Consider the following 13,805-nt stretch of genomic DNA (forward strand, 5'->3'; position numbering starts at 1 on the left):
TCCCGGAAGGCACACCCATGCCCCGCCGCCTCCTCAGCGCCGCCGCGACCGGCGCACTCCTGCTCGGCCTCGCCGCATGCGGCGACGAGACCGACGGACCGGTCACCACTCCCCCGCCCAGCATCGACGTCGCGGGCCCGAGTGACAGCGGCGGTGACACCGAGCCCAGCGACGGAGGCGGCGAGGCGACGACAGAGCCGACTGCCGAGGCGCCCGACATCCCGCCGCCGGACCCGGCGGACTTCGCGGGGATGGATGAGCACACACCGGAGGGAGCGGAGCAGGCTTTTCGGTACTACATCGCGGTGCTCTATTGGGGTTACCAAACCGGCTCCCCTGCAGAACTCGAGGCCCTCCAGGGACCCAGCTGCAGCGAATGTAACGAACTCCTTGATGAGATCAAGGCAATACAGGATACGGGAAACTATTGGGTCGACGTGTCAATCTCTGACAAAGGTAGTATCACATCGGAGTCTGACAATTACGATATTGAAGTCGGATATATCTACATCGTGAGTGAGCACACCGAGCAGCCAGTCGAATCCGGAGAGACCACAACGGTACCCGCAGATGCATGGACCGCAAGAGGTGGCATGTACTGGATCGATGACAGCTGGCGAGTGGGCGGAATCGACATCGCGGAAACCGATCATGAAATCTAAGCAAATCGCACAGCGACGAGCACTTCGGGCCTCTATCTACGCAACCCTAACCGCCCTCACGCTCCTATTTTTTCCACTACTCGAGACGGCTTCCGCCGAGAATTCTGATAACACAACCCAAGAGGCGAGTACGGACGGATCAACAAGCGAACAAGCTCAAGAATCAAGCACCGAAGAGCAGGCAGGCGAGCAGCCAGCTTTCAATTTAGGCAAATCTGAAACCGAAAGAGCCATTCTTGATGAAGATAGGAAGGGGAAGAGCGGAGCTCCAGCCGCGCCGCCCCCTCCCCGCTATAACTACATCTGGGCCCCTGTCTCCGAGTTCGCGGGCTGCGGCGCAGACCTCGATGGCGGCTCATGGTCCTGCACCCCGCACCCCGACTCCTGCGAGGCCGGCAATGGCAGCCAGTTCGCAGGCGAGGGGGATGCCCTCCAGATCGGCAACGTCTCCAACACCTCCGTCGAAGGCGTGACCCAGCGCGGCACCCGCATCAACACCGAGACCGGCGAGAAGACGGACCTCGGGATCCGCTGCGCCATGCCCGGCACTCCCGAGTACGAGGAAGCACCGCCCGTCGTCATCGTCGTCACCCAGGAGGACTTCGCACGACTCCCGGTCAAACCGCTCGAGCCCCACGCCGGCCCCGCAGAGGGCTGGCTGCCGGTGAACATGGTCAACGTGCTCTACACCGAGCCCGACACCCAGCTGCTCACCACCGAGCTGCTCGGCACCCCCGTAGCGATCCGCGCCACCCCGGTCTCCTATCACTGGGACCTCGGCGACGGGAACACCATCACCACCACCACCCCCGGCAAGCCGTACCCCTCCGAGGAGGTCTCCGCGACCTATACCCAGGAAGGCTGGTACGACATCACCCTGACCACCACCTTCTCGGGTCAGTTCTCCGTCGACGGCGGCGAGTGGCAGGACATCGACGGCACCATCGAGGTCACCTCCGACCCCGTCCCGATCTACTCCAAGTCCCTCGAATCACGCCTCGTGGACGGCGACGTCCCGGTCGACGAGGACGAGGACCCCTGGATCCCCGAACGCAACCCCGAGACCGAAGGGCCCCAGGACCCGAACGCGCGGCACCGCGAGATCTGACCGCGGACCATGCCGAGGATCACCACCCCACATCCCGGGTGTATACACAACGGCCGGTCCCGATGAAGGACCGCCGCATGACCTCGTCACGAGAGACGTGACTGTATACACTCACACCATGCGTGCCAGTGATCGCGCCTACTCGAGGCTCCGTGAGGAGATCGTCGACGGCGCCCTCCAGCCCGGCACCGTGCTGGGCGAGGTCGAGCAGTCCGCGCGTCTGGGCATCTCTCGCACCCCTTTGCGCGAGGCCCTCGCCCGTCTGGTCGCCGACGGTCTGGCCGAGACCTCCCGCGGCCGCGGACTCGTGGTCACCGCCGTGTCCCTCGCCGAGGCCCCGCGAATGTTCGACCTGCGCATCGCCCTGGAGACACTCGCCGCGCGCCGCGCCGCGGAACGGATCGCCGATCCCGAGGACGGCCCCGCGCCGCGCACCCGCTTCGCCCACCTCGCCGACCGGTTCGAGGAGGCCATCGCCCCACTCTCCTCCGGCACCGACCCCAGTGGCTACTACGCGCTGACCGTCGAGCTCGACGCCGCCCTCGATGCCGCCTGCGGCAATGCCTACCTCGCCGAGTCCCTGCGGGGGCTGCGCCTGCACCTCGGCCGGCTGCGACGCCTGGCGCGCAACTCCCCCGGCCGCCTCGCCGACTCCGCCCGGGAGCACGCCGCAATCTCCCGCGCCGTCGCCGCCGGCGATCCCGATCTCGCCGCCGCCACCGCGACGGTCCACCTCCGCCATGCCCTCGCCCACCTGCAGGGCGCCGACCACCCAGCATCTCCCCCGAGCACCCAGGAGTCCGCCTCATGAGAGACCACGCCGTCCGCGTCCACCGCTCCGACGAGAACCTGCCCCGCGAGGGCCAGCTGGCCTGGAAGATGGCCGAGGTCGCCGTCGATCCGGTCGAGGTCGAGGCCGATGTCCAGGAGATGATCATCAATCGGATCATCGACAACGCCTCCGTCGCCATCGCCTCCCTGAACCGCGCCCCCATCGTCTCCGCACGCGCCCAGGCGCTCAGCCACCCGGTCTCCACCGGCGGCGTCGGCGCGAGCATCGTCGGGATCCCCCAGGTCACCTCCCCCGAATGGGCCGCCTGGGCCAACGGGGTGGCGGTGCGCGAGCTTGACTACCACGACACCTTCCTCGCCGCCGACTACTCCCATCCCGGGGACAACATCCCGCCGCTCCTCGCGGTCGCCGAGCACACCGGCCGCTCCGGCCACGACCTGATCCGCGGCATCGCCACCGGCTACGAGCTGCAGGTGGACCTGGTGCGCGCGATCTGCCTGCACGAGCACAAGATCGACCACGTCGCCCACCTCGGCCCGTCGGCCGCCGCGGGCATCGGCACCCTGCTGGGCCTGGACACCGAGACCGTGTTCCAGGCGATCGGCCAGGCCCTGCACACCACCACCGCCACCCGTCAGTCCCGCAAGGGTGAGATCTCCACCTGGAAGGCGCACGCCCCCGCCTTCGCCGGGAAGCTCGCCGTCGAGGCCGCGGACCGGGCGATGCGCGGCCAGACCTCCCCGGTCCCGATCTATGAGGGGGAGGACGGCGTGATCGCCTGGCTGCTGGACGGCCCGGGTGCCCGCTACACGGTGCCGCTGCCGCAGTCCGGAGAGTCCAAGCGCTCGATCCTGGACACCTACACCAAGGAGCACTCGGCGGAGTACCAGGCCCAGGCCTGGATCGACCTGGCCCGCAAGCTTCACACCGAGCACCCCGAGGCGACGGATCCCGCCAACGTCGCCTCCGTCCTGATCCGTACCTCGCATCACACCCACTACGTGATCGGCTCGGGCGCGAACGATCCGCAGAAGTACGAGCCGACCGCCTCCCGCGAGACGCTCGACCACTCGATCCCGTACATCTTCACCGTCGCGCTGCAGGACGGCTCCTGGCACCACGCGAGTTCCTACGCCCCCGAGCGCGCGGCCCGCGCGGACACCGTTGCGCTGTGGCACAAGGTCACCACCGAGGAGGATCCGGAGTGGACCCGCCGCTACCACTCCCTGGACCTGACCGAGAAGGCCTTCGGCGGCGCCGTGGTCATCACCCTGACCGACGGCACCGTGATCGAGGACAGCATCGCGGTCGCCGACGCCCACCCCCAGGGCGCTCGCCCCTTCGCGCGCGAGCAGTACGTGCACAAGTTCCGCTCCCTGGCTGACGGGCTGGTCGCCGACGCCGAGATCGACCGCTTCCTCGAGACCGCGGCGCAGCTCGCGCAGCTGCCCGCGGGCGAGCTGGGCAGGCTGAACATCCGGGCCGCCCCCGGCGTGATCGACCCGTCGGCCGGCCCGAAGGGACTGTTCTGATGCTGTCGAGCACGAAGACCCCCGCCCAGAAGCGCCAGGACCTGCGCACCCTGCTCACGCCCGGGGCGGCGCAGCCGTTCCCCGGCGCGTTCACCCCGTTATCGGCGAAGCTCATCGAGGAGAAGGGCTTCCCCGGGGTGTACATCTCGGGGGCGGTGATCGCGAACGAGCTGGGCCTGCCGGACATCGGCCTGACCACCCTCAGCGAGGTCGCGACCCGTGGTGCCCAGATCGCACGCTCCACCGACCTGCCCTGCCTGATCGATGCCGACACCGGATTCGGCGAGCCGATGAACGTGGCCCGCACGATCCAGGAGCTCGAGGACGCGGGCCTGGCCGGCTGCCACATCGAGGACCAGGTCAACCCCAAGCGCTGCGGCCACCTCGACGGCAAGTCCATGGTGGACCTGCCCACCGCCGCCCAGCGGATCCGTGCCGCGGCCGACGGCCGACGGGACGAGGACTTCCTGGTGATGGCCCGCACCGACCTGCGTGCCACCGACGGCCTCGATGCCGCCATCGACCGGATGAAGGCGCTGGTCGACGCCGGGGCCGACGCGATCTTCCCCGAAGCGCTGAAGGACCTCTCCGAGTTCGAGCAGGTCTGTGCGGCGCTCGAGGTGCCGGTGCTGGCGAACATGACCGAGTTCGGGAAGTCCGAGCTCTTCACCCGCGAGCAGCTTGCCCAGGCCGGGGTCGCGATGGTGATCTACCCCGTCACCCTGCTGCGCGCCGCGATGGGCGCGGCCGAGCGGGTGCTCGAGACGATCCTCGAGACCGGCACCCAGGAATCCCGGGTTCCCGAGATGCTCACTCGCGCGCGGCTCTACGAACTGGTGGACTATGAGTCCTACAACCGCTTCGACACCTCGGTCTTCGACTTCGAAGTCCCCACCGCCCACCGCAGCACCCCGGACATCCCCGCCGCCTCCGGCACCGCCGCCGACCCCAGGAGTGAGTCATGAGCACCGAGACCAGTGACATCCACAAGGGCCTGAACGGGGTCGTCGCCGACGTCACCGCCATCTCCAAGGTCAATCCCGAGACCAACTCCCTGCTCTACCGCGGCTATCCGGTGCCGCAGCTCGCGGCGACCCAGCCGATCGAGGCGGTCGCGCACCTGCTGTGGACCGGCGAGCTGCCCGACGAGCAGGAGCTGGCCGAGTTCCAGCGGCACGCCCGCTCCCACCGCGCCCTGCACCCCGAGGTGAAGGCCGCGATGGACATGCTGCCGGTCACCTGCCACCCGATGGACTCCGTGCGCACCGCCGTCTCCCTGCTGGGGGCCCTGGACCCCGCTGCGGAGGACTCCTCCCCCGAGGCGGAGCTGGAGAAGGCCAAGCGGCTGTTCGCCCAGCTGCCGGCGGTCGTCGCCTACGAACAGCGCCGCCGACGGGCCGGCGGGCCGACTGAGCCGATCACGCCGCGCGAGGATCTGGACTACTCCCAGAACTTCCTGTGGATGACCTTCGGCGAGGAGTCCGCCCCCGCGGTGGTCGACGCCTTCCGCACCTCGATGGTGCTGTACGCGGAGCACTCCTTCAACGCCTCGACCTTCACCGCGCGCGTCATCACCTCGACGCTGTCGGACATGCACTCGGCCGTGACCGGTGCGATCGGCGCGCTGAAGGGCACGCTGCACGGCGGGGCGAACGAGGCCGTGATGCACACCTTCGACGAGATCGGCATCCGCCCCGAGGAGTCCGAGGTCGAGGCGAAGGCGCGGGCGAAGGCCTGGATGGAGGACGCGCTCGCGCAGAAGAAGAAGGTGATGGGCTTCGGGCACCGCGTCTACAAGCACGGCGACTCCCGGGTGCCCACCATGAAGCAGGCGATGGACGCGATGATCGCCCACTTCGACCGTCCCGAGGTGCTGGGCCTGTACAACGGCCTGGAGCAGGCGATGGACGAGGCCAAGGGCATCCTGCCCAACCTCGACTACCCCGCCGGCCCCACCTATCACCTGATGGGCTTCGACACCGAGCTGTTCACCCCGCTGTTCATCGCCGCTCGGGTCACGGGCTGGACCGCCCATGTGATGGAGCAGCGCGCCGCGAACGCGCTGATCCGCCCGCTCTCGGCCTACGTCGGCCCGGACGAGCGGCCGGTGCCCGGCGCGTGACCCGGCGCGCGCAGGTGCACCGCCACGACGGATCGCAGGAGGAGCGATGAGCGCAACGGGACCCCGTCACTTCACGCAGCCCGCCGCCTATCAGTCCGTGGCCGGCGGGCCGCTCGATCTCGACACCGCCCTGTACGACCGCATCGCCGGCGCGGATCGCACCAGCATCGAGCAGTTCGAGATCCCTGTCCGCTCCGGCAGGGCCTGGGAGGTGCCGGCTGGTGCGATCGTGCGCCTCTCCTCGGTGGAGGGCCCGCAGGTCGGCGACCTCAACATGTGGAATCTGCACGATCCGCGAGAGCGCTTCTGGGCGGCCCGGACGCGACAGCTGCACCGTTCCTCGATGACCACGCACGACCGCTTCTGGTCCACGCTCCCGTCCCTGCGTCCGCTGGCGACCGTCGTCGCCGATACGCTGGCCGAGCATCCTGACGCCGAGGTCATCCATGACCTTCTGGGGACTCGCTGCGACCCGTACATCAACCGATTGCTCACCGGTTCCGATGTCGACTACCACTGCCACTCGAACCTGACCCGCGCGGTCCAGCAGCATGGACTCACCGAACTCGATGTCCATGACGTGCTCAATGTCTTCCAGTTCGCCGGGCTGAATGCCGACCATGAGTACTTCATGGACACGTGCCCTGCCGGTCCCGGAGATCATTTCGAGTTCTTCGCCGAGATCGACCTCCTCTGCGCGCTCTCCACCTGCCCGGGCGGCGATCTCTCGGTGCACATGTGGGGGCCCGAGGCGGCGAGCACCGAGGAGCAGCTCGAGCACTGTCACCCGCTCGGCGTCGAGGTCTTCACGGTCGACGGGGCGGCGCTCGCCGGCTGGCAGCAGCCGGAGATCGCGGCGTACGACGGGGTGAACGGCCGGCACGGCCTCAGAGCCGTACCGTTCCCTCAGGCCTGAGGCATCTCGCGCCCCTGCTGTCACAGCGGACGTCGCTCAGCTGCCGGCTCCGTCCGTGCCCAGCTCCGGCAGCGCGGCGGCGGCATGGCGGATGTGCGCGGCGGTGAGCTCCGCGGCCTCATCCGCCCTGCCGTCGCGGATCGCGCGGAAGATCCCACGGTGCTGTGCGCGCAGGGAGTCGGCGATGGGCTGCCAGTCGGCGATCTTGGTGAACGACTCCATGATCGGGCCGCGCAGGGAGGCGCGGATCGCCCCGGTCATGTCGGAGAACAGTGCATTGCCTCCGGCCTGGGCGATCGCGACATGGAAGGCGGTGTCCGCGTCGTTGAACTCCTCGCGGCTCACGCCGGGGTCATCCATCACCTCCAGCAGCCGCTCGAGCTCGGCGAGGGCGTCGGCGTCGGCGCGCTCCGCGGCGAGTGAGGCACTCGCCTGCTCGAGCAGGATCCGCGTCTCGATGACCTCGTGCCGGCCGAAGTTCGACAGGGCCACATGCAGCCGGAGGAATCGCTCGAGGGCGGCGCTGGGCATCGCGGCGACGAACGTTCCGGCGCCGCGACCGGATCCCACCTCGGAGCGGAGCACCCCGTAGGCCTGGAGGACCCGGATCGCCTCGCGCACTCCCCCACGGCTCACCTGGAGCCGGGCGGCGAGCTCGCGCTCGGGCGGCAGGAGGTCGCCGACGGCCAGGGCACCGCTCATGATCTGGTCCTCGATCGCGTCGATGACCAGCTCATAGGTGCTGCTGCGGGTCACCGGTGCCCAGACGGCATCCGACGCTGCAGAACGATCATCCTGCGGTCGGACCTCATTGCCACTCGTCATGTCGACCATTGACCTGTTCTAGCACAGGTGGCACCGAAAAGCTTCGGGGATCTTGCCCCCGGCCGTCCGAGGGATTAATATTCCAGCTACTCATCATGTGGTCAGACCACAGCACGGTCTGCCATACCTTTCCTCACCGATTCACGAGGCACGACGTCGACGGCGATGCAGTGCAAGCACCGCGGCTGATGTGTGTCGGAGGTTCCCATGTACACCCCTGACCTCGCACCACTCGCGGGCAGTCTGCTGCTCTCCTCGCTTGTGGCACTCCTGCCACTGCTCACCATCTTCGTCACGCTGGGCGTGCTGCGCTGGAAGGCGCACTGGGCCGGCCTCGCCGCCCTCGGCATCTCGATGCTGGTCGCCGCCGTCGCCTATGGCATGCCGGTGGACCTGGTCGGGCTCTCGGCCACCGAGGGGCTCGCCTTCGGCCTGTTCCCGATCATGTGGATCGTGCTGAACGCGATCTGGCTCTACGAGCTGACCGTGCGCAGCGGCCGCTTCGAGGATCTGCGCAGCGTCATCGACGCGCTCTCGGATGATCCTCGCGTGCAGGCGATCATCATCGCCTTCTGCTTCGGTGGCCTGCTCGAGGCTCTCGCCGGATTCGGCGCCCCGGTCGCCATCACCGGTGTGATGCTCATGGCCATCGGCTTCACCGCGATGCGCGCGGCGACCGTGGTGCTCATCGCCAACACCGCTCCGGTGGCCTTCGGTGCCATCGCCATCCCGATCATCACCGCCGGCAACCTCACCGGAATCCCCTTCGAGCACATCGGTGCCATCGTCGGTCACCAGACCCCTTTCATCGCCGCCGTCGTCCCGCTGTTCCTCGTCTTCCTGGTCGATGGCAAGCGGGGCGTGAAACAGCTGTGGCCGCTCGCGCTGGTCGTCGGCGTGGTCTTCGGTCTCGCTCAGTACATCTCAGCGAACTTCATCTCCGTGCCGCTGACCGATATCATCGCCTCACTGGCCGGGCTCGCCGCGGCCGTCATCATGCTCCAGGTGTGGAAGCCGACCGGCGGCCAGGACGCACTGGACAAGATGGAGCTCGAGCGCAGGACCGAGAACACCAGTCCGGTGGACGCCAGCGGCACCGGTGGTGCCCTCGCCACCGCCGAGCGCACCACGGTGCGTCTCACGCCGAGCCGGGTGTTCATGGCCCTGTTCCCGTACCTGCTGGTGATCGTGATCTTCTCGGCCTCCAAGCTGGTGCCGGTGCTGAGCAGCGTCCTCGCCAAGACCGACGTGAAGCTCCCGTGGCCCGGCCTGGACGGCAACGTCTTCACGACAGACGGCGAGGTCGCCGGAAGCACCGTCTACAACTTCCAGTGGCTCTCCTCCCCCGGTACGCTGTTGCTGATCACCGGCATCATCGTGGCGATCGTCTACCGGATGTCGCTGCGGGAGGCGGTGGATGTCTACCTCACCCACCTCGTCAAGCTCCGCTACTCGATCCTCACCGTCGCCTCCGTCCTGGCCCTGGCCTACGTCATGAATCTGTCCGGCCAGACGATCACCATCGGCACGTGGATCGCCGGCACCGGGGCGGCCTTCGCCTTCCTCTCCCCGATCCTGGGTTGGCTGGGCACCGCGGTCACTGGTTCGGACACCAGCGCGAACGCTCTGTTCGCCACCCTGCAGCAGACCGCCGCCCAGGAGGCCGGTCTGGATCCGGCTCTGCTGGTGGCGGCGAATACCTCCGGCGGCGTGGTAGGCAAGATGATCAGCCCCCAGAACCTGACCATCGCCGCCACCGCGGTCGGCATGGTCGGCCAGGAGTCGGCGATCTTCCGCAAGGTCATCTGGTGGAGCCTCGGCATGCTCCTGGTCATGTGCCTGCTGGTCGGCCTCCAGTCCACCGTGCTGTCGTGGATGATCCCGACGCTCTGATCCAGCAACGATCCCGACTACCCACCGACCGTCTAAGGAGCACCCCATGGTCCAGCGTCAGGTCCCCCGCCCCGCCGAGCTCTTCGAGCTCATGAAGTTCAAGAAGCCCGACCTCGATCCCAAGCGCCGCCGCCTCTCCGGAGCGCTGACCATCGACGATCTGCGCACGATCGCGAAGCGCCGCACGCCCGCCGCCGCATTCGACTACACCGACGGCGCCGCCGAGGGCGAGATCTCGATGGCGCGCTCCGTCCAGGCCTTCGAGGACATCGAGTTCCACCCCTCGATCCTCCACGACGTCTCCCAGGTGGACACCACCGCCCAGATCCTCGGCGGCAGCTCGGCGCAGCCCTTCGGCATCGCCCCGACCGGCTTCACCCGCCTGATGCAGACCGAGGGCGAGATCGCCGGGGCCGGGGCCGCCGGAGCCGCCGGCATCCCCTTCACCCTCTCCACCCTCGGCACCTCCTCGATCGAGGACGTGCAGGCCGCGAACCCGCTCGGCCGCAACTGGTTCCAGCTGTACGTGATGAGGCAGCGGGAGATCTCCTACGGTCTCGTAAAACGGGCGGCGAAGGCGGGCTACGACACGCTGTTCTTCACCGTGGACACCCCGGTGGCAGGAGCCCGACTGCGCGATGCCCGCAACGGCTTCTCGATCCCGCCGCAGCTGAGCCTGGGCACGGTGGTCGATGCCATCCCGCGTCCCTGGTGGTGGTGGGACTTCCTGACCACACCGAAGCTCGAGTTCGCCTCGCTCAGCGAGACCGGCGGCACCGTCGGCGAGCTGCTGAACTCGGCGATGGATCCCAGCATCGACTTCGACGACCTCGCGCAGATCCGTGAGATGTGGCCCGGGAAGCTGGCGATCAAGGGCGTCCAGACCCTCGAGGACGCGAAGAAGCTCGCCGATCTCGGGGTCGACGCGATCGTGCTGTCCAACCACGGCGGGCGCCAGCTGGACCGCGCCCCGGTGCCCTTCCACCTGCTGCCCGAGGTGGCCCGCGAGGTCGGCCAGGACCTCGAGATCATCCTCGACACCGGTATCCGCAGCGGCGCGGACATCGTCGCCGCGATCGCCCTCGGTGCCGACTTCACCCTCATCGGCCGGGCCTACCTCTACGGCCTGATGGCCGGGGGCCGGCAGGGCGTGGACCGGACGATCGAGATCCTCTCCGACGAGGTGGAGCGGACGATGAAGCTGCTGCAGGTCCAGACCCTGCAGGACCTCACCCCCGAGCACGTCACGCAGCTCAGCCGGTTCACGCCGCAAGGGGCGAGTCGTCTTCCACGCCGCGTGGCCGGGGCATAGAGTCGATCCATGAGCGCTGACGATTCCTCTGCCCCCGCCCCTGCTGCCGATGCCACGTTCTCGGCCCCGGACATCAAGCCCCGCAGCCGCCAGGTCACCGACGGGCTCGGCGCGACCGTCTCCCGCGGCATGCTCCGTGCGGTGGGGATGGGGGACGCGGACTGGGACAAGCCCCAGATCGGGATCGCCAGCTCCTGGAACGAGATCACCCCCTGCAACCTGTCGCTGGACCGCCTCGCGCAGGCGGCGAAGGAGGGCGTCCACTCCGGTGGCGGGTATCCGCTGCAGTTCGGCACCATCTCCGTCTCCGACGGGATCTCGATGGGGCACGACGGCATGCACTACTCGCTGGTCTCCCGGGATCTGATCGCCGACAGCGTCGAGACGGTGATGAGCGCGGAACGACTGGACGGCTCAGTGCTGCTGGCCGGCTGCGACAAGTCCCTGCCGGGCATGCTGATGGCCGCCGCCCGCCTCGACCTGGCCAGCGTGTTCGTCTATGCGGGCACGATCATGCCGGGCCGGGCGAGCCTCTCCACCGGCGAGGAGAAGGAGGTCACCATCATCGACGGCTTCGAGGCCATCGGCGCGTGCGCGCGGGGGCTCATGAGCCGTGAGGACCTCGGCCGCATCGAACGCTCCATCTGCCCGGGCGAGGGAGCCTGCGGCGGCTACTACACCGCCAACACCATGTCGACGGTCGCTGAGGCGATCGGGATGTCGATCCCCGGCTCGGCCACTCCCCCGTCGGCCGATCGTCGCCGAGACGCGGATTCGCGCCGCGCGGGTGAGGCCGTGGTGGAGATGCTGCGCCAGGGCATCACCAGCCACGACATCATGACCAAGGCCGCCTTCGAGAACGCGATCGCAGTGGTCCAGGCCTTCGGAGGCTCCACCAACGCGGTGCTGCACCTGCTGGCCATCGCCCACGAGGCCGATGTCGACCTCACCCTGGGCGACTTCGCCCGCATCGGCGCGAAGGTGCCCCATCTCGCGGACCTGAAGCCCTACGGCCGCTACGTCATGAACGACGTCGACCACGTGGGCGGCATCCAGGTGGTGATGAAGACCCTGCTGGACGAGGGGCTGCTGGACGGGGACTGCCTGACCGTCACCGGCTCCACGATCGCCGAGAACCTCGAGGTGCTCGCCCCGCGCCCGGCCGACGGGAAGGTGCTGCGCCCCGCCTCGGCACCGATCGCCCCCACCGGCGGGATCACCATCCTGCACGGCTCCCTCGCCCCGGAGGGCGCAGTGGTGAAGTCCGCCGGCTTCGAGGCCGACGTCTTCGAGGGCACCGCCCGCGTCTTCGAACGGGAGCAGCACGCGCTGGACGCCCTGAACGACGGCACGATCACGCACGGCGACGTAGTGGTGATCCGCTACGAGGGCCCCAAGGGCGGGCCGGGCATGCGCGAGATGCTCGCGATCACCGGCGCGATCAAGGGGGCGGGGCTCGGCAAGGACGTGCTGCTGATGACCGATGGGCGCTTCTCCGGCGGCACCACCGGGCTGTGCGTCGGCCACATCGCCCCGGAGGCGGTGGACGGCGGACCGATCGCCTTCGTACGCGACGGGGACCGGATCCGGCTCGACGTGGGCACGGGCGCACTGGATCTGCTGGTCGACGAGGAGGAGCTGGAGAGCCGGCGCGAGGGTTGGGAGCCGCTGCCCCCGAAGTTCACCAAGGGCGTGCTCGGCAAGTACGTGAAGCTCGTGCAGTCGGCCTCGACCGGTGCGATCCTCGGGGACTGAGGGCCCGGGCGGCCTCCGGCTCAGGTCCCGGCCCCGTGGACTGTCGCACCTCGTCCCTAGTCTCGGGACATGTCTTCCTCGGGTTCGATCCTCGCGCACCCCGCCTCGGGCGGCACCGCCCACACCGAGCGGGAGACGATCCGCACCCTCCTGCTGGCACGACGGCCGGATCTCGACCGTCGACTGCTGGTCGGCCCGAGCGGCGCCCTGTTGATCCCGCTGCCGACGGGCGGCAGCATCGAGATCGGGCGGATGCGCCGGCGCGGGGAGCCCCGCTGGGTGGTGGTGTCCCCCTCTGCAGACGGCGCGATGCTGCGGGAGCCGGCGAGCATCGGTGCCGTGGTCCGCACTGCGCTGGGCGCCCTGCGGGAGGCCGAGGCGCAGCGCTGACGCCCACCCGTCGGCCACCCCTGCTAGCGTCGCCGACATGAACGACAGTGCACAGCAGATCGACGACGCGACGGGCTCGGCCGGCGCATCCCGCCATCTCGACATCATCATCGACCGCCCCTGGCGCCGGGTGTACGAATTCGCGAGCGACCCGCGGAACCTCCCTCGCTGGGCCGCCGGGCTCGCCGGCGGGGAGGTGCAGCGCGAGGTCTCCCAGTGGTCGATGAACTCCCCGATGGGGCGGGTGCTGATCAGCTTCGTCCCGGAGAACGAGTACGGGGTCATGGACCACACCGTCACCCTCCCCAGCGGGGAATCGGTGCTCAACCCGCTGCGGGTGCTGGAGCTGGACGACTCCCGCTGCGAGGTCGTGTTCACCCTGCGCCGGGGCACGATGTCCGAGGCCGAGTTCGCGGAGGATGCGGAGGCCGTCGCCGAGGACCTCGCCACGCTGAAGGAGATCTGCGAGCAGGGCTGAGCAGGCGGAGCACCACCGA

13 protein-coding genes are annotated in these 13,805 nt (G+C 68.9%); 12 read left to right on the forward strand and 1 reads right to left on the reverse strand.

Annotated elements, in window-relative coordinates; genetic code table 11:
- The first annotated feature begins 17 nt into the window (after positions 1–17).
- From ACHUEU_RS02870 to ACHUEU_RS02900, 7 genes are all read left to right on the forward strand, one after another.
- The gene (locus tag ACHUEU_RS02870) at positions 18–662 is read left to right on the forward strand and encodes a DUF6318 family protein (RefSeq protein WP_394214381.1); all 645 of its coding nucleotides are present in this window, start codon (positions 18–20) and stop codon (positions 660–662) included.
- Positions 663–1,131: 469 nt separating this feature from the next.
- Positions 1,132–1,770 (forward strand): PKD domain-containing protein, encoded by a 639-nt coding sequence (locus ACHUEU_RS02875; RefSeq protein ID WP_394214382.1) that lies wholly within the window; start codon positions 1,132–1,134, stop codon positions 1,768–1,770.
- 118 nt (positions 1,771–1,888) lie between these two features.
- Positions 1,889–2,581 carry a GntR family transcriptional regulator gene (locus ACHUEU_RS02880; protein ID WP_394214383.1) on the forward strand — a complete coding sequence of 231 codons (693 nt, stop codon included), beginning with the start codon at positions 1,889–1,891 and terminating at the stop codon, positions 2,579–2,581.
- On the forward strand, positions 2,578–4,095 hold the full coding sequence (locus ACHUEU_RS02885) for an MmgE/PrpD family protein (protein WP_394214384.1): 1,518 nt from the start codon (positions 2,578–2,580) through the stop codon (positions 4,093–4,095). The genes ACHUEU_RS02880 and ACHUEU_RS02885 overlap by 4 nt, the downstream gene beginning before the upstream one ends.
- Positions 4,095–5,060, forward strand: coding sequence for a methylisocitrate lyase (prpB, locus tag ACHUEU_RS02890; RefSeq protein WP_394214385.1), 966 nt, complete (start codon positions 4,095–4,097; stop codon positions 5,058–5,060). Before ACHUEU_RS02885 ends, prpB begins: the two co-directional genes overlap by 1 nt.
- A complete protein-coding gene (locus ACHUEU_RS02895; protein WP_394214386.1) occupies positions 5,057–6,217 on the forward strand; it encodes a bifunctional 2-methylcitrate synthase/citrate synthase in 1,161 nt (386 codons plus the stop codon). Before prpB ends, ACHUEU_RS02895 begins: the two co-directional genes overlap by 4 nt.
- A 46-nt stretch (positions 6,218–6,263) precedes the next feature.
- Positions 6,264–7,133, forward strand: a complete 870-nt coding sequence (locus ACHUEU_RS02900; protein WP_394214387.1) for an urea carboxylase-associated family protein — start codon at positions 6,264–6,266, stop codon at positions 7,131–7,133.
- A gap of 36 nt (positions 7,134–7,169) precedes the next feature.
- Here ACHUEU_RS02900 and ACHUEU_RS02905 read toward each other — a convergent pair whose 3' ends face one another.
- Positions 7,170–7,889, reverse strand: coding sequence for a FadR/GntR family transcriptional regulator (locus tag ACHUEU_RS02905; protein ID WP_394214388.1), 720 nt, complete (start codon positions 7,887–7,889; stop codon positions 7,170–7,172).
- Positions 7,890–8,165: 276 nt separating this feature from the next.
- Between ACHUEU_RS02905 and ACHUEU_RS02910 the strand changes: the two genes are divergently transcribed.
- The 5 genes from ACHUEU_RS02910 (at position 8,166) to ACHUEU_RS02930 (ending at position 13,786) form a co-directional block, all read left to right on the forward strand.
- Positions 8,166–9,851 carry an L-lactate permease gene (locus tag ACHUEU_RS02910; protein WP_394214390.1) on the forward strand — a complete coding sequence of 562 codons (1,686 nt, stop codon included), beginning with the start codon at positions 8,166–8,168 and terminating at the stop codon, positions 9,849–9,851.
- Between the two features lie 46 nt (positions 9,852–9,897).
- Positions 9,898–11,163 (forward strand): alpha-hydroxy acid oxidase, encoded by a 1,266-nt coding sequence (locus ACHUEU_RS02915; RefSeq protein ID WP_394214391.1) that lies wholly within the window; start codon positions 9,898–9,900, stop codon positions 11,161–11,163.
- A gap of 9 nt (positions 11,164–11,172) precedes the next feature.
- Positions 11,173–12,918 carry a dihydroxy-acid dehydratase gene (gene ilvD, locus ACHUEU_RS02920; RefSeq protein ID WP_394214392.1) on the forward strand — a complete coding sequence of 582 codons (1,746 nt, stop codon included), beginning with the start codon at positions 11,173–11,175 and terminating at the stop codon, positions 12,916–12,918.
- Between the two features lie 69 nt (positions 12,919–12,987).
- A complete protein-coding gene (locus ACHUEU_RS02925) occupies positions 12,988–13,308 on the forward strand; it encodes a hypothetical protein (RefSeq protein ID WP_394214393.1) in 321 nt (106 codons plus the stop codon).
- A gap of 37 nt (positions 13,309–13,345) precedes the next feature.
- Positions 13,346–13,786 (forward strand): SRPBCC family protein, encoded by a 441-nt coding sequence (locus tag ACHUEU_RS02930; RefSeq protein ID WP_394214394.1) that lies wholly within the window; start codon positions 13,346–13,348, stop codon positions 13,784–13,786.
- Positions 13,787–13,805 lie beyond the last annotated feature (19 nt).

Source organism: Brachybacterium vulturis, assembly GCF_043641765.1.
GTDB classification, from domain to species: Bacteria; Actinomycetota; Actinomycetes; order Actinomycetales; family Dermabacteraceae; genus Brachybacterium; species Brachybacterium vulturis_A.